Here is a 19,617-nt window from a genome sequence, read left to right on the forward strand (position 1 = left end):
AGGGGGAGGCGAGGATATGGATCAGATCGGGTTTCTGGAGCCGCGCGCCGCTGTGCTCTCCCGCCGCCGGGAAATCGTCGTAGATCTGCTGGACCTGCTGCCGGAAGGCTGCCTCGTGCATGAGCCGCGCGAGCTGGTGCCCTTCGAGACGGACGCCTTCGTTTCCTATCGCCGCCTGCCGCTCGCCGTCGCCCTGCCGGAAACGACGGAGCAGGTCGCGGCGGTGCTCAAATACTGTCATCGTTATGGTGTGCCGGTCGTGCCGCGCGGGGCGGGCACCTCGCTTTCCGGCGGCGCGATCCCGCAGGAGGATGCGGTCGTCATCGGCCTTTCCAAGATGTCGCGCATCCTCGAGGTCGATTACGCCAACCGCACGGCCACCGTTCAGGCCGGCGTCACCAATCTGGCGATCTCCGATGCCGTGTCCGCCGACGGCTATTTCTATGCGCCGGACCCCAGTTCCCAGCTTGCCTGCACCATCGGCGGCAATATCGGCATGAATTCCGGCGGCGCGCATTGCCTGAAATACGGCGTGACGACCAACAACCTGCTGGGCGTCAGGCTGGTGCTGATCGACGGCACGGTGGTCGAGCTTGGCGGCAAGGCGCTTGATGCCGGCGGGCTGGACCTTCTCGGCGTCGTCTGCGGCGGCGAGGGCCAGCTCGGCATCGTCACGGAGGCGACGGTGCGTCTGATCGCCCGGCCCGAGGGCGCGCGCCCCGTGCTCTTCGGCTTCGACAGTTCGGAGGCGGCGGGGGCCTGCGTCGCCGATGTCATCGGCGCGGGCATCATCCCCGTCGCCATCGAATTCATGGACAAGCCCGCCATCGAGATCTGCGAGGCCTTCGCGCAGGCCGGCTATCCGATGGATGTGGAGGCGCTGCTGATCGTCGAGGTCGAGGGGTCGGAGGCCGAGATGGAGGCGATGCTCGCCAGCATCATCGATATCGCAGGGCGTCATGGCGTGAAGGTCGTCAAGGAAAGCCAGTCCGCGACGGAGGCGGCGCTGATCTGGAAGGGCCGCAAGTCCGCCTTCGGCGCGACGGGCCGCATCGCCGACTATATCTGCATGGACGGCACGGTGCCGCTCGGCCAGTTGCCGCATGTGCTGCGCGGCACGGCGGAGATCGTCGCGAAATACGGCCTGCGCGTCGCCAATGTCTTCCATGCCGGCGACGGCAACATGCATCCGCTCATCCTCTTCAACGCCAACGACCCGGAGGAGGCCGCCAAGGCGGAAGCGGCCGGCAACGATATCCTGAGGCTGTGCGTCGATGCCGGCGGGTGCCTGACCGGCGAGCACGGCGTCGGCATCGAGAAGCGCGACCTGATGCGCCACCAGTATTCGGATGTGGACCTTGCACAGCAAATGGCGGTGCGTGCCGCATTCGATCCGCAATGGCTGCTTAATCCCTCCAAGGTCTTCCCGCTCGAAGGGCGCCCCACCGCATGACGCCAATGCATCAACCGCTCTCCGAAGAGGCCGCCGCCCGCCTCATCCAGGCCGCCGCGCTGTCGAAAACGCCTCTCGCCATCCGGGGCGGCGGCACGCGCAGCCTGCATGCCGCGCCGGAGGGTGTGGAATCGCTCTCCTCGCGCGGCCTTTCCGGCATCCTTGCCTATAACCCGGCCGAAATGACCATGACCGCCCGCGCCGGCACGCCGCTGGAGGCGGTGGAGGCCGCGCTTGCCGAAAAGCGCCAGATGCTCGCCTTCGAGCCGAACGATCTGCGCGGCGTGCTCGGCACCTCGGGCATCCCCACCATCGGCGGCGTCTTCGCCACCAATGCCTCCGGCCCGCGGCGCTTCGTGGCGGGCGCGGCGCGCGACAGCCTGCTCGGCCTGCGCTTCGTCAATGGCAGGGGCGAGGTGGTGAAGGCCGGCGGGCGGGTGATGAAGAACGTCACCGGCCTCGATCTCGTCAAGCTCCTCGCCGGCTCGCACGGCTCGCTGGCGTTCCTCACCGAAGTCACCTTCCGCCTGCTGCCGGTGCCGGAAACCGCCGTCACCATCGTCGTCTCCGGCCTCAACGATGCGGAAGCCGCCGCCGCCATGGCGACGGCCATGTCCATGTCCGTGGAGGTCTCCGGCGCGGCCCATCTGCCGGAAAGCGTGCGCGGGCGTTTCGCCGGCGGCGCGCTGCCCGATGGCGCGGCGACCGTGCTGCGCCTTGAGGGCCTTGCCGCCTCCGTCACCGTCCGTGCGGAAAAGCTGGTCGCCGCCCTGGCCCGCTTCGGCGCGGTCTCCCGCCTCGATTTCGAAACGACGCTCCGCCTCTGGCGCGAGATTCGCGACGGCGCGCCCTATGCGGACGGCACGCCCCGCCCGCTCTGGCGCGTCTCCGTGGCCCCGACCGCGGGCCAGCAGCTCGTCGCCGCGCTGCGCCTCGAAGCGGGCGTCGACGCCTTCTACGACTGGCAGGGCGGTCTCGTCTGGCTGCGCATGGAGGCCGATCCCGAGGCCGCGCTGCTGCGCCGCTACGTCAAGGCCGTGGGCGGCGGGCACGCGACCCTCCTGCGCGCCCGGCCGGACGTGCTGGCGGCGGCGCAGGCGTTCCAGCCGCAGGCCGAGGCCGTGGGGCTGCTGCAGGCGCGGGTGAAGGCGAGTTTCGATCCGGACGGGCTGTTCCGGTCGCGGATGGCGGGGTGAAGGGAAGATGGTTGCTTGCGTGATGGCCCCTCATCCCCCTGCCGGGACCTTCTCCCCGCAAGCGGGGAGAAGGAGGAAAACGGTGCGCCCAGCGCTCCTCGCCCCGCTTGCGGGGAGAGGATGCCGGCAGGCAGGTGAGGGGCAGCGGCGTCAAGGCCGGCATGAAAGGGATGTTCGCTGATGCAAACCAATTTCACCGCCGAACAGCTCGCCGATCCCCATGTCGCGGCTTCGGAAAAGATTTTGCGCAAATGCGTGCATTGCGGCTTCTGCACCGCGACCTGTCCCACCTATGTCACGCTCGGCAACGAACTGGACAGCCCGCGCGGCCGCATCTACCTCATCAAGGACATGCTGGAGAACGGCCGCCCGGCCGATGCCGAGGTCGTCACCCATATCGACCGCTGCCTCTCCTGCCTTTCCTGCACCACCACCTGTCCCTCCGGCGTCGACTACATGCACCTCGTCGACCATGCGCGCATGCATATCGAGGCGACCTACAGGCGCCCCTTCTGGAACCGGCTGACGCGCGGCGTGCTCGCCGCCGTGCTGCCCCATCCGGGCCGCTTCCGTCTCGCATTGAGGCTGGCGGCGCTCGGTCGCCCCTTCGCCGGCCTCTTCAGGCGCTTCAAGCCGCTGGAACCCTTCGCCGCCATGCTCGGCCTTGCGCCGCGCAGCCTGCCGAAGGCCTCGCGGAGCGCCATGCCCGGCACGCATCCCGCCGCCGGCCCGCGCCGTGGCCGCGTGGCGATCCTCTCGGGCTGCGCCCAGCCGGTGCTGAAGCCTGAGATCAACGAGGCGACCATCCGCCTCCTGACGCGGCTCGGTGTGGAGGTCGTGGCCCCGGCGGGGGAAGTATGCTGCGGCTCGCTCGTCCACCATATGGGCCGGGAAGAGCAGGCGCTGGAGGCGGCGCGGCGCAATGTCGACGTCTGGCTCGAGGAGGTCGAGCGGGGCGGGCTGGATGCGATCATCGTCACCGCCTCCGGCTGCGGCACCACGATCAAGGATTACGGCTTCATGCTGCGCCTCGATGCCGCCTATGCCGGCAAGGCGGCGCGCGTCTCGGCCCTTGCAAAGGACGTGACGGAATATCTGTCGACCCTCGACCTGCCGCAGCAGGAGGCGAAGGGGCTGACGGTCGCCTATCACTCGGCCTGCTCCATGCAGCACGGCCAGAAGATCACCATGGCCCCCAAGACGCTTTTGAAGAAGGCGGGGTTTGCGGTGCGCGATCCGGCCGAGGGGCACCTGTGTTGCGGCTCCGCCGGCACCTACAACATCCTCCAGCCGGAGATTTCGGCGCAGCTCAAGGCGCGCAAGGTCAGGAACATCGAGGCGCTGCGGCCGGACGTCATCGCCACCGGCAATATCGGCTGCATCACCCAGATCGCGACGGGCACTGAGGTCCCGATCCTGCATACGGTGGAACTGCTCGACTGGGCCTATGGCGGAACGAAGCCGGCCGTGCTTTCCTGATCCTGTCACGTGCGAAACAGCCGCCCGCCCGGCATTCTGCCAGGAAGGCGGCGTTCCAGCCCGTCCGGAGATCGCCATGCGCCGCATCCTCTTGTCTCTCGCCGTTTTTGCCGCCCTGTCCTCGACCGCCCTTGCGACGGGCGGGTTCAGTTGCGCGGTGAAGGATGCGAACGTGACCTTCGAGGGGGAGGCGGGGTTCAGCTACAGCCTCGGCGGCATCCTGAATTTCCGCGGCATGCTCGCGCTTCCCGCCGATCTGGCGCAGAAGGGACTGGAGACGGTCACGCTCGACCAGTCTTCGCTCACCCATCACTGGCTGCACGATGGCGAACTGCGCCTTCTCGTCCATGCCGAATCCGGTGAGAACCAGCCGTTCGCGGCCCTCGACTTCGTGATGCTGACGACGGCGGACGAGGAGGGCCTGAACTACGAGGGCACCTATGTGCTGAAGGTGGAAGGCGCCGATCTTGCCGAGCCGGTCCGGCGCAGCGGCAAGGTTGCCTGCTCGGTGGGCTGAAACGAAGATGCCGGCGCAAGGCCGGCATCGTGAAGCGCATGTCGTGGCGGCGGCTCAGCCGCCGAAGCCGAAGAGCGTGCCGAGGAAATCGACGCCCCGGTCGTTGTAGTTGATCGCGCCCTGCTTGTTGCCGGGGCCGACCACGATGACCTTGGTGCCGACATCGGCGCGGGCGTAGAGATGCTCCACGTCCTTGTTCATCATGCGGATACAGCCGGACGACATGTTCTGGCCGATCGTCCAGGGCTGGTTGGTGCCGTGGATGCGGAAGATCGTGTCCTGACCGCCCTTGTAGAGATAGAGCGCGCGCGCGCCGAGCGGATTGTCCTCGCCGCCTTCCTGAACCACCGGCAGGATACGGCCTTTCTTGGCCTCGCGGCGGCGCATCTCGGCCGGCGGGGTCCAGCTCGGCCATTCCGCCTTGCGGCCGACCTTCACCACGCCCGACCAGCCGAAGCCGTCGCGGCCGACGCCGATGCCGTAGCGCGTGGCGCGGTTGTTGCCCTCGACATAGTAGAGATACTTGTTGTTCGTATCGACGATCACGGTGCCCGGCGCCTGGTCGGTCACGAAGCGCACCTTGCTGCGCTTGTATTTCTGGGCGACCTGTTTCTTGCTCTGCGGCTGGGCGACGAGCGTAACCGTCGACGTGGTCGCTACCTGGCTGCCCTTCGGGGCGCCGGGGAAGGCGTTCGCCGACGTGACCGGCATGATCGCCGTGACGGCGAAGGTGGCCGCCAGCAGCAGCGATGCGTGTTTGCGCATGGTGATTTCCCTCTCAATCCTCAATTCCGCGAGGCTAGCCGAGTCTCGACCGATTTCAAGCCTTGCGAGCAACAAGACGGGCGGGAGGGCGGATTTCTTCGCGGGGGTGTGCCGGAAATGCGCGCGTTTCCGGCCCTGCCGGACCGGAAACGCCGCAAATTCCGTGGCGGCTGCGTCAGATCACGATGACCCGGGTGCCGACCTTCACGCGGTCGTAGAGATCGACCACGTCCTCGTTGCGCATGCGGATGCAGCCGGAGGAGACCGCATAGCCGATCGTCCAGGGCGCATTCGTGCCGTGGATACGGTAGAGGGTGGAGCCGAGATACATGGCGCGCGAGCCGAGCGGATTGCCCGGACCGCCCTCCATATAGGCCGGCAGGTAATGGCCCTTGGCCGCCTCGCGGCTGATCATTTCCTTCGGCGGCGTCCAGCCCGGCCATTCCGCCTTGCGGGTGATCTTGTGCGCGCCGGCCCATTCGAAGCCCGGCTTGCCGACGCCGACGCCGTAGCGCCGCGCCTTGCCGTCGCCGAGCACGAGGTAGAGGAAGCGGTTGTTGGTGTCGATGACGACCGTGCCGGCCTTGTGCTGCGTCTCGTAGGAGACGATCTGCGGCAGGTATGTCGGGTCGAACTGGGTGCGGACCGGCTTCTGCGCCCGGCCGGTCGCCGAGACCTGTTCCACGCGCGCCACGCCGTCCTGGCGGATGACGCGGCGCTGCTCGACGCGCTGGCGCTGGACGATGCGGCGCGTGCTGACGGCCGGCTGCACGCCGTCGCCGGTAAGCTGCATCAGCCACGGCGCGGTTAGGTCGGGACTGACGATGACGGGCGGCCGGCTCGCATAGCGCTCGCCCGCATGGGCGGCGGTCGTGGTGGCCAGAAGGGTTGCTGCAAGAAGGGTGCGTATCAACATCGGACGTACTCGCTACTGATCGTCGCCGGGATGCGCCGCCGGATTTGGGAGATGCGGCGCCGGTTCGGATGAGATGCTTGCACCCTTCGATGAAGCGAAAGGTAAACGCCCGTTCATTCAATATGCACGATGACGGGAAAGCTTTGAGTAGGGTTATTGCCGGCTTTCCAAAAGTGGTTGATGAGTGGTAAATCGGAACAAAAGGAAAACGGAGACGGTGATGACGGGACTTGGACTTGTGGTGGGCGAGGACGGGCGCACGCGCTGCGCATGGCATGGCGGCCTCGATGACTATCGGCGCTACCACGACGAGGAGTGGGGCCACCCCGTCACCGGCGACCACCGCCTGTTCGAGAAGATCTGCCTCGAAGGGTTCCAGTCGGGCCTGTCTTGGCTCACCATCCTGCGCAAGCGCGAGGGGTTCCGCGCCGCCTTCGCCGGCTTCGACTTCGACAGGGTCGCCGACTTCGGCGAAGCTGACATCGAGCGCTGCCTTGCCGATGCCGGCATCGTGCGCCATCGCGGCAAGATCGTCTCGACCATCAACAATGCCCGCCGGGCGCAGGCGTTGCGCGAGGAGTTCGGCACGCTGGCGCGTTATTTCTGGAGCTTCGAGCCTAAGCCGAAGGAGCGGCCGGCGCGCGTGGACTGGGAGACGATCCGCGCCAATCCGACGACGCCCACCTCCGTGCGCCTGTCGAAGGACCTGAAGAAACGCGGCTGGACCTTCGTTGGCCCCACCACGGTCTATGCCTTCATGCAGGCCATGGGCCTCGTCAACGACCATGTGGAAGGTTGTTTCTGCCGCACGGAAGTCGAAACGAAGCGAAATCTGCTCCAGCGGCCATGATTTGCGTATTGCCGCGGCAAATAGTTGTTTGATTCTACAACGAATCATGTAGCTTAAGGTTGAGCGGCAAATTCATACATCGGTAAGTTCTGGGGTCGACGCGCGCATGCGCAGTCGCGATGTGCCGCTTTGTGCTGAATGATTTGGCATGAGGGGAACATGACGCCAAATGCATCTACCATCGAAGACAATCGTCTCAAGTCCTGGGCCTGTGACAAGGCGCAGGAGATCATGCTGCGGGAGGGCTTCCGTCTGATCCGGTCCGCCCGTACCGGCAGCAACACCGAAATCCGTGAAACGAGCCTGATCATGGCCCGCGTCATCGCGGCCTCGCTCGTCGAGGCCTCGTCCGCGGGAAGACCGGCGGGGGAATAGGCCGGGACCAAGGCCCGCCGGCAGGACCGGCGGGCCCGTTATTCGGGCTTACTTGGCGTTCTTCGACAGCCAGTCTTCCATCATCTTGATCTCACCCTCCTGGGCGCTGATGATGCCCTCGGCGAGCTTGCGCAGCTCCGGGTCCTTGCCGTGTTCGAGCTCGACCTTGGCCATGTCGATCGCGCCCTGGTGATGGGCGATCATGCCGCGCACGAAATCGACATCGGCATCGCCGGTGAAGTCGATCGCCATTCCTTCATGCATCTTGTCGTTGGCCGCGATGAAGGCCTTGGTGGAGGCGCTCTGGTCGGCCGCCGGTTCGCTCATGGTCATGCCCTGATGCGCCGAGTGATCGGCTTCCTGGGCGAGGGCCGGCAGGGTGAGGGCGAGCGAAAGGGCTGCGCCGAGAAGCATGGTCTTTGCGTTCATGGTGTTTTCCAGTTCTCAATCGTGTTCGAGAGCCGGGGCGAAGGCCCCGGGGACATTCGTTCGACGCGGTCAGAACCGGGGAGGGGGATTGAGCGGGCGCAGCGCAAGGCCGGCAAGCTGCGGCGTGACGGCCGGCAGGCGGCTCGAAAGGGTGGAGAAGCGGGCCGGCGTTTCCAGCCGCTCGGCCTCGATTGCGAAACAGGCGGCGCAGGCCACGGGATGCGCCATGGGCTTGGTCTTGCCCTTATCCATGCCTTTGTCCGCCGACGTGTCGCCGGTTTCCCCGGTCATGGCGTGCATGGCATGCATGCCCGACGGCTGGGCGACCGTCATCGCCGCCGCCATCGCCGGAATCCATCCGGCAAGCACGGCGCCCAGAAGGGCGAGGACGAAGAAAATCTGTCTCATGGCGCAAGAGATAGGGGCAGCCCGCGCGAAAGAAAAGGGGGGCCTTGTGCTTCTCCCGTTGGCGCGGCGCAAAGGGTGGCGGCGAAGACGCCTGCGCCCTTGCCGCTGCCCGTTCAATCCGCTAGGGAAACCACAACGGAAATACAGGAATTTCGGGTATCCCGATGAGCGAAAAGCAGAAAAAACCGCAGAAGCTGAAAGCCCGCCTGCCGCGCGGCTTTGTCGACCGTGACGCCGCGGACATTCGCGCCGTGAACGAGATGACCGCGCGTATCCGCGAGGTCTACGAGCGCTACGGCTTCGACCCGGTCGAAACGCCGCTGATGGAATATACCGACGCGCTCGGGAAATTCCTGCCGGACAGCGACCGTCCCAACGAGGGCGTGTTCTCGCTGCAGGACGACGACGACCAGTGGATGAGCCTGCGCTACGACCTGACGGCGCCGCTCGCCCGCCATGTCGCGGAGAATTTCAACGAGATCCAGCTTCCCTACCGCACCTATCGCGCCGGCTACGTCTTCCGCAACGAGAAGCCCGGCCCGGGCCGCTTCCGCCAGTTCATGCAGTTCGACGCCGACACGGTCGGTGCGGCCGGTGTGCAGGCGGATGCCGAAATGTGCATGATGTTCGCCGACACGATGGAAGCGCTGGGCATCAAGCGCGGCGACTACGTGATCCGCGTCAACAACCGCAAGGTTCTCGACGGCGTGCTGGAGGCCATCGGCCTCGGCGGGGAAGACAATGCCGGCGCGCGCCTCACCGTGCTGCGCGCCATCGACAAGCTCGACAAGTTCGGCCCCGAAGGCGTCCGGCTGCTGCTCGGCGAAGGCCGCAAGGACGAATCCGGCGACTTCACCAAGGGAGCGCGCCTCAATGCCGACCAGATCGAGAAGGTGCTCTTCTTCGTCGGCATCAAGGACTATGCGCAAAGCGCCGCCGATCTCGCAAAGCTCGTCGAGGGCAGCGCGCGCGGCAGCGAGGGCGTGGAGGAGCTGAACCAGATCGGCCATCTCGTCACGTCCGCCGGCTACCGGCCGGACCGCATCAAGATCGATCCTTCCGTCGTGCGCGGCCTCGAATATTACACCGGCCCCGTCTTCGAGGCCGAGCTGCAATTCGCCGTCACCAACGAGAAGGGCGAAAAGGTCGTCTTCGGTTCCGTCGGCGGCGGCGGTCGTTATGACGGTCTCGTCTCGCGCTTCATGGGCCAGCCGGTGCCGGCCACGGGCTTTTCCATCGGCGTCTCGCGCCTGATGACGGCGCTGAAGAACCTCGGCAAGCTCGGCCAGTCCGAGGTTGTCGCGCCTGTCCTCGTCACCGTCATGGACGGCGATATCGAGAGCATGGGCCGCTACCAGCGCTTCACGCAGGAACTGCGCGCCGCCGGCATCCGCGCCGAAATGTATCAGGGCAACTGGAAGAAGTTCGGCAACCAGCTCAAATATGCCGACCGCCGCAACGCGCCCATCGCCATCATCCAGGGCGGCGACGAGCGGGCCGAGGGCGTTGTCCAGATCAAGGACCTCATCGAGGGCAAGCGCCTTTCCGGCGAGATCGAGGACAACACGTCCTGGCGCGAGGCGCGCGTGGCGCAGGTTTCCGTGCCGGAAGCCGAGTTTGTCGCAAAAGTCCGCGAAATCCTCGAGGCGCAGGCCGAAGACCGGGCGCGGGCCGTCTGACGCCATGCCGCTCGCAAACCTCCCCGCCTTCGCCTCCGACCTGATCGCCGCGCTGGAAGCGCTCGGCACGGAGCGAGTCGACACGCCGGTCATCCAGCCGGCCGAACCCTTCCTCGACATGGCGGGCGAGGACCTGCGCCGGCGCATCTTCATGACGGAGAGCGAGACGGGCAAGAGCCTGTGCCTCAGGCCCGAATTCACCATTCCCGTCTGCCTGCGCCACATCGAGACGGCGACCGGCACGCCGAAGCGCTACGCCTATCTCGGCCAGGTCTTCCGCCAGCGCCGCGAGGGGCCGAACGAATTCTACCAAGCCGGCATCGAGGACCTCGGCGAGCCGGATGTCGCCCGCGCCGACGCGCGCGCCGTCCGCGATGCGCTTGCCGTCCTTGCGAACGGCCTGCCGGGCGTCGATCTTGCCATCGTGCTCGGCGACCAGTCGGTCTTCGAGGCGGTGGTCGCGGCCTGCGGCCTGCCGGCCGGCTGGCAGAAGCGGTTGGTCCATGCCTTCGGCAACCAGGTGCGCCTGCAAAAGCTGATGGCCGATCTTTCCGATCCCGCGCCCTCGGGCGTCTTCGGTCCGGAGGTCGACCGCCTCGCCATTCTCGGCACGCTGGAGGACGAGGCGAAGCTGGTCGCCCATATCGACGCGACCATGGAGGCGACCGGCTATTCCACCAATGCTAGCCGCAGCCCCGCCGATATCGCCCGCCGCCTGCGCGAGAAGATGGAGCTTGCCAATACCCGTCTCGACCACCGCACGCTCACCCTGCTCAAGGAATTCCTGGCGCTGGAGCTGAGCCTTGCCGATGCGCCCGCGGCGCTTGCCGCCTTCGCGGACAAGGCCGGTCTTTCGCTCGGTTCGGCGCTGGCCGGCTTCGAAAGCCGCGTTGCGGCGCTGCGCGAGATCGGCGTCGATCCGGCGGGCATCACCTACCGCGCCGCCTTCGGCCGTCCGCTCGATTATTATACCGGCCTCGTCTTCGAGATCGCGCCGGTGGGCGGGGATCTCGTGCTTGCCGGCGGCGGCCGCTTCGACCGGCTGCTGACGCTGCTCGGCGCGAAGGAGCGCATTCCCGCCGTCGGTTTCTCGCTCTGGCTCGACCGTATCGAAAGCGTGAAGGAAGCGGCGGCATGACCATCACCATCGGCCTTCCCTCCAAGGGGCGCATGAAGGAGGACAGTTCCGCCATCCTCGCCCGCGCCGGCTTTCCCGTCACCGCCGTCGGCAACGACCGCTCCTATCGCGGCCGTGTCGAGGGGCGCGACGATATCGAGATCGCCTTTCTCTCCGCCTCCGAAATCTCCCGCGAGATCGCCAACGGCACGGTCGATTTCGGCGTGACCGGCGAGGACCTCGTGCGCGAGGGGCTGGCGGAAGCCGATGCCCGCGTCGAGTTCTGCGCCCGCCTCGGCTTCGGCCATGCGGATGTGGTCGTCGCCGTGCCGGAAATCTGGCTCGATGTCGACACCATGGCCGACCTCGGCGACGTCGCCGCCGATTTCCGCGCCCGCCACGGCCGCCGTCTCACCATCGCCACGAAATACTGGCGGCTGACGCAGCAGTTCTTCTCCGGCAACCACGGCATCCAGCTCTACCGCATCGTCGAAAGCCTCGGCGCGACCGAAGGCGCGCCGGCCTCCGGCTCTGCCGATATCATCGTGGACATCACCTCGACCGGCTCGACCCTCGTCGCCAACCATCTCAAGATCCTCAACGATGGCGTGATCCTGAGGTCTGAAGCCTGCCTCGTGCGCGCCCGTAAGCCGGAGCATACGGGCAATGCGACGGTGGCGGAGATCGTCGAGGCCGTGCGCGCCGCGCTTTGAGGGACGCAAACGAAGGCCCCGGCGGCGCGGCCATGCGTTGACGCCATGCGCCGGGGCGCGCTACCTCTTTTACGAAACAAGAGACGGGACGGAGCTATCGTGACGGGAAGACTGGTTGTTGTGGGCGGCGGTCAGGCCGCATTCGCCCTCGTTGCCAAATTGCGCGCGCTGAAGGACGAGCGGCCGATCACCATCGTCGCCGCCGAGGCGAGCTATCCCTACCAGCGCCCGCCGCTCTCTAAGAAATACCTGCTCGGCGAGGCGGACCTGTCCCGCCTGATGTTCCGGCCGGAGAACTGGTACCCGGAAAACGACGTCGATATCCGCCTGTCGACCGAAGTCACCGCCCTCGACCGCGCCGCAAAGACGGTCACGCTCAGCGACGGGTCGACGCTGCATTACGGCGTCCTCGCCTTTGCCACCGGCTCGACGCCGCGCCGCCTGCCGGCCGAGATCGGCGGCGACCTCGACGGCGTCTTCACCGTGCGCGATTATCGCGATGCCGACCGTCTCGGCCTGGAAATGCAGGAAGGCCGCCGGGCGCTGGTCGTCGGCGGCGGCTATATCGGCCTCGAGGCGGCGGCGGTTGCGCGGGGCAGGGGCCTCGACGTGACGGTCATCGAGATGGCCGACCGCATCCTCGCCCGCGTTGCCTCCCCGGCGACGGCGACGATCCTGAAGGCGATCCACACTGCGCGCGGCGTCGATGTGCGCGAGAAGACCGGCCTCGTGCGCCTTCTCGGCGAAAACGGCCGCGTGACGGGCGCGGAGCTTTCCGACGGTTTCGTGCTGCCGGTGGACCTCGTGATCGCCGGCATCGGCGTGACGGCCAACGACCGGCTTGCCCGCGAGGCCGGGCTGGAGGTCGCGAACGGCATCGTGGTCGATCACCATGCCCGCACCTCCGATCCGTCGATCTTCGCCATGGGCGACTGCGCGGTGCTGCCCTTCGAGGGCAACCGCGTGCGGCTCGAATCCGTGCAGAACGCGGTCGATCAGGCCGAGGCGGCCGCGGCCGTCATCGCCGGCGGCGACGCGCCCTATGAGCCGAAGCCGTGGTTCTGGTCCGACCAGTACGATGTGAAGCTGCAGATCGCCGGCTTCTGCATGGGCTTCGACGACACTTTCGTGCGCCCGGGCCAGCGCGAAGGCGCCGTCTCAGTCTGGTATTTCCGCGATGGCCGGCTGATCGCCGTGGACGCCGTCAACGACGCCAAGGCCTATGTGGTCGGCAAGAAACTCATCGAGATGGGCCGCACGCCCGACCGCGCCACGCTGGAGGACCCGGCGGCCGACCTCAAGGCGCTGACGCTCTGAGGGTTGGTGCGGTGGCTGCGCCAATACCGGCGCAGCCGCGGGTGGAGAGGGCCAACGCGCCTCGCCATCCCGGGAAGACATATGCGTGAAAAACGCCCATCACGGACTTTTACATGAAACGGCCCTTCGACCGCACAGGCAAGACCCTGAACAGGCTTTGGTATTACGCGGCAGGGGCAATGCGTCATGCAACGCCCGCCGTGGTCTTCGGCCGGCTTCGCGAGGATATCCTGCGGGCCGTCGACAGTTCGGCAGAGCGCGAGGACCTGTTCGCGCGGGTGAATTATTATAACAAGCTGACGCCCGGCATCGCGGATATGCCCGGCGTCCCGCTGGGCAAGGTCGACCGGTCGAAAAGCCGGTACTTCATCGATCTTCAGGAGTACCTGAAGTATTTTCCGCAGTCCCTTCGCGTGGATTATTGCTTTGGCGACGTCACCTGGGTTCCCGAGGTTCCGTCGGTGGTAAAGAGCCGGCCGGTCGCGGGCGAGAACCGGAATTCGGTCGTGCTCAACCTGGACAAGCTGCGCCACTTCCAGGTCCAGCGCGACGCACACCCTTGGTCCAGCAAGCTGCCCAGAGCGGTCTGGCGCGGCAGCCTCAACAATCCGCTTCGGGCGGCGCTCGTCGCGCGTCATCGGGACAGCCGGTTTGCGGATGTCGGCCATATCGGGGCCGCGCATGACGGTATCGCCGCCAAGCCCTTCCTGTCGCCTGCCGATCAGTTGGCCTACAGGTATATCCTGTCGATCGAGGGCTGCGATGTGGCGACAAACCTGAAATGGATCATGGCGTCCGGCAGCCTGTGCCTCATGCCGAAGAGCCGGTACGAGACGTGGTTCATGGAGGGCCGGCTCCAGCCGGGGCGGCATTTCATCGAGGTGCGCGACGACTTCGCCGATCTCGAGGAAAAGATCGACATGCTCGAAAGCACGCCCGCATTGGCGGCGGAGGTGGTTCATAACGCGAACCGTTATGTCGCGACCTTCCGGAGCAGGGCCAGGGAGCGGCTTACCTCGCTGCTGGTGCTGCAGAAATATTTCGAGGCGACCGGGCAGCTTCCCGCCTCGGCCTACACCGCTCGATTCTTCGCCTAGAAAGCCGCCTGCTGGGGGCCGGCGCGCATCGCGCGCGGGCCGCTACCGGCCTCCTACTGCCGCTTGAAGCGGCGGCCGGTGAGGTCGATCTGGAAGCGTGGGAAGATGAAGACGCTGATGATCGTGCCGGAGAACCGTTCCTCCAGCCCGGTCGATTCTCCCACGCAGAACACCGGCTGGCGCGGCGCGCCGTCGAGGTGAATCGTCGTGGAGAAACAGAAGGACGAAGAGGAGGCCGCGGCCTGCTCGAAGAGTTCCAGCACGCGGGTGCGGTCGAGCGGTTCATAGCAGCGGATGAGGTTGAGCAGGCCGCAATTGCGCTGCGCCAGGCCATGCGCCTGCGCCGCCTTCTCACCGAGCGTGAAGAGGCCGCTGGAAAGATCGCCGGTCCAGCGCTCGGTCACGCAATATTGCGTCAGCAGTTCGTTATCGGTCTCGTCGAAATTCGTCGAGCCGGGCAGGAAAGGCGACGAAAGATCCGTCTTGATTATCTTGAACACCTACGACCCCAGGGCAGTTGCTCGAATTTACTCGGCACGTCCCGCCCTTGCGGGCCGTGACATGCAACAAAACGGAACTGGCTGACATCCTTCGAAGCCCGCCGAACCGCTTTCCCTTGTACTGAACTGCGTCCGGCGCCTACGACGACGTAGCGGATCGGACGTACGCGCTGAAACCCGCGGATCGTCCGCCGGTCTCATGAACTCGGGAATTCCGGCGACGCAGCCGATTGGTGCGCCAAGAACCGGCCCCTGAACTCCTGAGGAAACATAAAGTTCCCTTTCGGCGTCTTTATAGTTGGTTTTTTTAGGCCAGCAACGGCTTTTTGATAATTATTGTACAATTGGAAAAATTCTTTTCACGGAAACGATACAGGTCCCCGCCGCCGCGCAAAGAAAAAGGGCGGTCCGAAGACCGCCCTTTCATGACTGAACCGGATGGCTCAGATGTGAAGGCTTTCGCCTATCACATCATGTCCATGCCGCCCATGCCGCCCATGCCGCCCGGCATTGCCGGAGCGTCCTTCTTGGGCAGTTCGGCGATCATGGCTTCCGTCGTGATCAGCAGCGAAGCAACCGAAGCGGCGTTCTGCAGGGCCGTGCGGACAACCTTGACCGGGTCGACGATGCCGAGCGAGATCAGGTCGCCGTATTCGCCGGTCTGGGCGTTGTAGCCGTAGTTGTCTTCGTTCTTGTCGAGGATCTTGCCGACGACGATGGATGCTTCGTCGCCTGCGTTTTCCGCGATCTGGCGAACGAGGGCCTGGAGGGCGCGGCGGATGATGTTGATGCCGGCTTCCTGGTCGTCGTTTTCACCCTTGGCGGTGATCTTCGTGGAAGAACGGAGCAGGGCTACGCCGCCGCCCGGTACGATGCCTTCCTGAACGGCAGCGCGCGTCGCGTTGAGGGCGTCGTCGATGCGGTCCTTCTTTTCCTTCACTTCGACTTCCGTCGAGCCGCCGACGCGGATGACGGCAACGCCGCCAGCGAGCTTGGCAAGACGTTCCTGCAGCTTCTCGCGGTCGTAGTCGGAGGAGGTTTCTTCGATCTGGGCCTTGATCTGCGCGACGCGGGCTTCGATTTCGGCCTTCTGGCCGGCACCGTCGACGATCGTCGTGTTTTCCTTGGAGATCGAGACCTTCTTGGCGCGGCCGAGCATGTCGAGCGTGACGCTTTCCAGCTTGATGCCGAGGTCTTCGGAGATGACCGTGCCGCCCGTCAGGATGGCGATGTCTTCGAGCATGGCCTTGCGGCGGTCGCCGAAGCCCGGAGCCTTGACGGCAGCGATCTTGAGGCCGCCACGCAGCTTGTTGACGACGAGCGTAGCAAGGGCTTCGCCTTCGACGTCTTCAGCGACGATGACCAGCGGCTTGCCGGTCTGGACGACGGCTTCGAGAACCGGCAGCATGGCCTGGAGGTTCGAGAGCTTCTTCTCGTGCAGGAGAACGTAAGCGTCTTCGAGGTCTGCGACCATCTTTTCCGGGTTGGTCACGAAGTAGGGCGACAGGTAGCCGCGGTCGAACTGCATGCCTTCGACGACTTCGAGTTCGGTTTCGGCGGTCTTGGCTTCTTCAACCGTGATGACGCCTTCGTTGCCGACCTTCTGCATGGCTTCGGCAATGTCGAGGCCGATCTGGCGCTCGCCGTTGGCCGAGATCGTGCCGACCTGTGCGACTTCTTCCGACGTATTGATCTTCTTGGCCTTGGCCTGGAGATCCTTGACGACTTCTGCGACGGCGAGATCGATGCCGCGCTTCAGGTCCATCGGGTTCATGCCGGCGGCAACGGCCTTGGCGCCTTCGCGAACGATGGCCTGGGCGAGAACCGTTGCGGTCGTCGTGCCGTCGCCGGCGATGTCGTTGGTCTTGGAAGCGACTTCGCGAACGAGCTGGGCGCCCATGTTCTCGAACTTGTCTTCCAGTTCGATTTCCTTGGCGACGGAAACGCCGTCCTTGGTGATGCGCGGAGCGCCGAAGGACTTGTCGATGACGACGTTACGACCCTTCGGGCCGAGCGTTACCTTCACGGCGTCTGCGAGGACGTCGACGCCACGCAGCATCTTTTCGCGCGCGGTGCGGCCGAACTTTACTTCTTTGGCTGCCATTGTGAGAACTCCTGAAGAGATATCAGCTAGATTGGAAAGGGATTACCGGCAGATCAGCCGATGATGCCCATGATGTCGGCTTCCTTCATGATCAGAAGGTCTTCGCCGTCGAGCTTGACTTCGGTGCCCGACCACTTGCCGAACAGAACGCGGTCGCCAGCCTTGACGTCGAGCGCGACGACCTTGCCGGATTCATCACGGGCGCCGGAGCCGACGGCGACGACTTCGCCTTCCTGCGGCTTTTCCTTGGCGGTATCCGGAATGATGATCCCGCCCTTGGTCTTTGCTTCGGACTCGACGCGACGAACGACGACGCGATCGTGAAGCGGGCGGAAGGTGGTGCTTGCCATTGTCTTATCCCTCGATCGAATGACATTGCGGATCCCGAAATGGATGGACCCGATGGATTGATGTTAGCACTCACTGTTCAGGAGTGCTAGCGATGCCGAGATAGGCGGCGGCGGGGTTGGAGTCAAGAACGACGCCACGAATTTATTTCGGCCGGAATGGTTACCGCAGCCGGCAGATGGGAGCGCCATCGCACGCCATCAAGGCAGGCGCGTGAAATTTCGTCCGTTTGCCTGTGGATGGGGCAAATTTGCGGGAAGAGGCTTGTTTTCTTGGCTTTGCTTTGCAATGTCAGCCGGGCTGAATTCGATACGGGACCCCCTGATGGCTCAACGCATCCAATCCTTCCGCGATATCGCCGCGCACTACGACGTGGTGCTCTGTGACGTCTGGGGCGTCCTGCACAACGGCGTCGAGGCCTTCGCCTACGCCTCCGAGGCCTTGGCCGAAGCCCGCGCTGCGGGCCTGACGGTCGTGCTCATCACCAATTCCCCGCGCCCCCATCCCGGCGTGAAGGTGCAGATCCGCGGCCTCGGCGTGCTGGATGGCGCCTATGACCGCATCGTCACCTCCGGCGACGTCACCCGCGCGCTGATCGAGGAGGCGCCGAAGAAGATCTGGTTCATCGGCGCGGACAAGGATCATCCCCTGCTCGACGATCTCGGCACCGAACAGGTCGGGTTGGACGAGGCCGAGGTCGTGGTCTGCGCGGGTCTGCGCGACGACGAGGTGGAGGCCATCGAGGATTACCGCGAGGAACTGACGGCGCTTGCCGCCCGCAAGCTGCCCTTCATCTGCGCCAATCCCGATCTCGTGGTCGAGCGCGGCCACAAGCTCATTCCCTGCGCCGGTGCGATCGCCCAGCTCTATGAGGAGCTTGGCGGTGCGACCCGCATCGCCGGCAAGCCGCATCGGCCGATCTACGAAAAATCGCTGGCCGAGGCGCGCGCGGTGCGCGGCGATTTCGACCTGTCGCGCGTCATCGCCATCGGCGACGGCATGCCGACGGATGTGCGCGGCGCCGAAGCCTTCGGTCTCGACGTGCTCTACATTTCCGGCGGCATTCATGCGCAGCACTATGTCGAGGGCGGTCGCACCGACGAGGGCAAGCTCGCCGCCTTCCTCGCGGAAGAGAACGCCCATCCGAAATGGTGGATACCCCGGCTTCAGTGACGGGACGGAGACGGTCGTCATGACGGTATTTCACAGGAACGAGACCAAACAGCCGTTGCCCGAGCACCTGCGCGGCGGCGTCATCGCCATCGGCAATTTCGACGGCGTGCATCGCGGCCATCAGGCCGTGCTGCAGCGCGCGCTCGACATCGCGGCGACGCGCGGCATTCCGGCGCTCGTCCTCACCTTCGAGCCGCATCCGCGCACCGTCTTCCGCCCGGAGCGTCCCGTCTTCCGCATCACGCCGGCCCCGCTGAAGGCCCGCATCCTCGAGGGCATGGGCTTTTCCGCCGTCATCGAATACCCGTTCGACCGCGGCTTTTCCGAAATCTCCGCCCATGACTTCATCCGCGCCGTCCTGCTCGACTGGCTGCATGCCTCCGAGGTCGTCACCGGCTTCGATTTCCATTTCGGCAAGGGCAGGGAAGGCGGTCCGGCCTTCCTGATGGCCGCCGGCCAGGAAAACGGTTTCGGCGTCACGCTGGTCGACGCCTTCCGCGACGAGAACGCCTCGGTCATCTCCTCCAGCTTCATCCGCTCGTTGCTCCACGAGGGCGAAGTCGCGGAAGCCGCGGGCCAGCTCGGCTACCGCTATACGGTCGAGGCGGAAGTGATCGGCGGCAAGCAGCTCGGCCGTACGCTCGGCTATCCCACCGCCAACATGCAGCTTCCGCCGGAAGCGGAACTGCGCAACGGCATCTACGCCGTCCGCTTCCGCCGCCCCGACGGCAGCCTGCACGACGGCGTCGCCAGCTACGGCCGCCGCCCGACGGTCGACACGGACGGTGCGCCGCTGCTGGAAACCTTCCTCTTCGATTTCTCCGGGGATCTCTACGGCGAGGTCTCCGCCGTCACCTTCTTCGGCCACCTGCGCGACGAGTTGAAATTCGACGGCCTCGATGCGCTCGTGGTGCAGATGAAGCGTGACGAGGAGGAGGCGAGGGCGCTGCTGGCCGGCGTGCGCCCGCTCGGGGATATCGACCAGCGCCTCTGTTTCTGACGATGGCGCGAGCGGGCCGTCTTCACCCTTGCCCCGCGAGCAGGGAGACGGTGGCCGGCAAGGGATGCCCAAATATACGCCCGCCGTCTTTTCAAAACGCCCAAAAGGCCGTAAGACCGCGCGCATGATGCTCCACCGGCTGACCATCGATCTGCGAATTAGTGGCCCGGCCTTCCGCGCG

Annotated in this window: 20 protein-coding genes; 13 read left to right on the forward strand and 7 right to left on the reverse strand. The window is 65.7% G+C overall.

The genetic code is table 11. From position 1 onward, the window contains the following. Nucleotides 1–16 precede the first annotated feature (16 nt). The 4 genes from K8M09_RS03180 (at nt 17) to K8M09_RS03195 (ending at nt 4,645) form a co-directional block, all read left to right on the forward strand. Nucleotides 17–1,453, forward strand: coding sequence for an FAD-linked oxidase C-terminal domain-containing protein (locus K8M09_RS03180; protein WP_160785371.1), 1,437 nt, complete (start codon nt 17–19; stop codon nt 1,451–1,453). Next, nucleotides 1,450–2,649, forward strand: a complete 1,200-nt coding sequence (locus K8M09_RS03185) for an FAD-binding protein (RefSeq protein ID WP_160785372.1) — start codon at nt 1,450–1,452, stop codon at nt 2,647–2,649. The genes K8M09_RS03180 and K8M09_RS03185 overlap by 4 nt, the downstream gene beginning before the upstream one ends. Before the next feature lie 180 nt (nt 2,650–2,829). Then, the gene (glcF, locus tag K8M09_RS03190) at nt 2,830–4,128 is read left to right on the forward strand and encodes a glycolate oxidase subunit GlcF (RefSeq protein ID WP_160785373.1); all 1,299 of its coding nucleotides are present in this window, start codon (nt 2,830–2,832) and stop codon (nt 4,126–4,128) included. A gap of 76 nt (nt 4,129–4,204) precedes the next feature. Then, nucleotides 4,205–4,645 (forward strand): hypothetical protein, encoded by a 441-nt coding sequence (locus K8M09_RS03195; protein WP_160785374.1) that lies wholly within the window; start codon nt 4,205–4,207, stop codon nt 4,643–4,645. Between the two features lie 54 nt (nt 4,646–4,699). On the opposite strand, the gene K8M09_RS03200 is transcribed toward K8M09_RS03195, so the two are convergent. Both K8M09_RS03200 and K8M09_RS03205 read right to left on the reverse strand, forming a co-directional pair. Further along, nucleotides 4,700–5,410, reverse strand: a complete 711-nt coding sequence (locus K8M09_RS03200; protein WP_160785375.1) for a L,D-transpeptidase — start codon at nt 5,408–5,410, stop codon at nt 4,700–4,702. Nucleotides 5,411–5,585: 175 nt separating this feature from the next. Continuing rightward, the gene (locus K8M09_RS03205) at nt 5,586–6,326 is read right to left on the reverse strand and encodes a L,D-transpeptidase (RefSeq protein ID WP_160785376.1); all 741 of its coding nucleotides are present in this window, start codon (nt 6,324–6,326) and stop codon (nt 5,586–5,588) included. Nucleotides 6,327–6,546: 220 nt separating this feature from the next. Here K8M09_RS03205 and K8M09_RS03210 point away from each other — a divergent pair, with 220 nt between their 5' ends. Next, nucleotides 6,547–7,176, forward strand: coding sequence for a DNA-3-methyladenine glycosylase I (locus K8M09_RS03210; RefSeq protein WP_160785377.1), 630 nt, complete (start codon nt 6,547–6,549; stop codon nt 7,174–7,176). Between the two features lie 159 nt (nt 7,177–7,335). After that, a complete protein-coding gene (locus K8M09_RS03215) occupies nt 7,336–7,551 on the forward strand; it encodes a hypothetical protein (RefSeq protein WP_160785378.1) in 216 nt (71 codons plus the stop codon). 48 nt (nt 7,552–7,599) lie between these two features. Here the strand turns inward: K8M09_RS03215 and copM are convergent, their stop codons facing one another. Continuing rightward, nucleotides 7,600–7,980 (reverse strand): CopM family metallochaperone, encoded by a 381-nt coding sequence (gene copM, locus K8M09_RS03220; RefSeq protein ID WP_160785379.1) that lies wholly within the window; start codon nt 7,978–7,980, stop codon nt 7,600–7,602. Nucleotides 7,981–8,049: 69 nt separating this feature from the next. Further along, nucleotides 8,050–8,388, reverse strand: coding sequence for a hypothetical protein (locus K8M09_RS03225; RefSeq protein ID WP_160785380.1), 339 nt, complete (start codon nt 8,386–8,388; stop codon nt 8,050–8,052). Nucleotides 8,389–8,552: 164 nt separating this feature from the next. Here K8M09_RS03225 and hisS point away from each other — a divergent pair, with 164 nt between their 5' ends. From hisS to K8M09_RS03250, 5 genes are all read left to right on the forward strand, one after another. Next, nucleotides 8,553–10,067, forward strand: coding sequence for a histidine--tRNA ligase (gene hisS / locus K8M09_RS03230; protein WP_160785381.1), 1,515 nt, complete (start codon nt 8,553–8,555; stop codon nt 10,065–10,067). A gap of 4 nt (nt 10,068–10,071) precedes the next feature. Next, a complete protein-coding gene (locus K8M09_RS03235; protein WP_160785382.1) occupies nt 10,072–11,205 on the forward strand; it encodes an ATP phosphoribosyltransferase regulatory subunit in 1,134 nt (377 codons plus the stop codon). After that, nucleotides 11,202–11,897 carry an ATP phosphoribosyltransferase gene (hisG, locus tag K8M09_RS03240; RefSeq protein ID WP_160785383.1) on the forward strand — a complete coding sequence of 232 codons (696 nt, stop codon included), beginning with the start codon at nt 11,202–11,204 and terminating at the stop codon, nt 11,895–11,897. Before K8M09_RS03235 ends, hisG begins: the two co-directional genes overlap by 4 nt. A 99-nt stretch (nt 11,898–11,996) precedes the next feature. Beyond that, on the forward strand, nt 11,997–13,214 hold the full coding sequence (locus K8M09_RS03245; protein ID WP_229342131.1) for an NAD(P)/FAD-dependent oxidoreductase: 1,218 nt from the start codon (nt 11,997–11,999) through the stop codon (nt 13,212–13,214). Nucleotides 13,215–13,393: 179 nt separating this feature from the next. After that, nucleotides 13,394–14,311, forward strand: coding sequence for a glycosyl transferase family 90 (locus tag K8M09_RS03250; RefSeq protein WP_160785385.1), 918 nt, complete (start codon nt 13,394–13,396; stop codon nt 14,309–14,311). A gap of 53 nt (nt 14,312–14,364) precedes the next feature. Here the strand turns inward: K8M09_RS03250 and K8M09_RS03255 are convergent, their stop codons facing one another. The 3 genes from K8M09_RS03255 to groES form a co-directional block, all read right to left on the reverse strand. Beyond that, the gene (locus tag K8M09_RS03255) at nt 14,365–14,811 is read right to left on the reverse strand and encodes a hypothetical protein (protein WP_160785386.1); all 447 of its coding nucleotides are present in this window, start codon (nt 14,809–14,811) and stop codon (nt 14,365–14,367) included. 466 nt (nt 14,812–15,277) lie between these two features. Continuing rightward, nucleotides 15,278–16,915, reverse strand: a complete 1,638-nt coding sequence (gene groL, locus K8M09_RS03260) for a chaperonin GroEL (RefSeq protein WP_160785387.1) — start codon at nt 16,913–16,915, stop codon at nt 15,278–15,280. Nucleotides 16,916–16,968: 53 nt separating this feature from the next. Continuing rightward, nucleotides 16,969–17,265, reverse strand: a complete 297-nt coding sequence (gene groES / locus K8M09_RS03265) for a co-chaperone GroES (protein ID WP_119254427.1) — start codon at nt 17,263–17,265, stop codon at nt 16,969–16,971. A 322-nt stretch (nt 17,266–17,587) separates the two neighbouring features. On the opposite strand from groES, the gene K8M09_RS03270 reads away from it, so the two are divergent. Both K8M09_RS03270 and K8M09_RS03275 read left to right on the forward strand, forming a co-directional pair. Further along, entirely contained in the window at nt 17,588–18,436 is an 849-nt protein-coding gene (locus K8M09_RS03270) for a TIGR01459 family HAD-type hydrolase (protein WP_160785388.1), read from the forward strand. A gap of 19 nt (nt 18,437–18,455) precedes the next feature. Continuing rightward, the gene (locus tag K8M09_RS03275; protein ID WP_160785389.1) at nt 18,456–19,436 is read left to right on the forward strand and encodes a bifunctional riboflavin kinase/FAD synthetase; all 981 of its coding nucleotides are present in this window, start codon (nt 18,456–18,458) and stop codon (nt 19,434–19,436) included. The last annotated feature ends 181 nt before the right edge of the window (nt 19,437–19,617 follow it).

It is taken from the genome of Shinella zoogloeoides (genome assembly GCF_020883495.1).
Taxonomy (GTDB): Bacteria; Pseudomonadota; Alphaproteobacteria; order Rhizobiales; family Rhizobiaceae; genus Shinella; species Shinella zoogloeoides.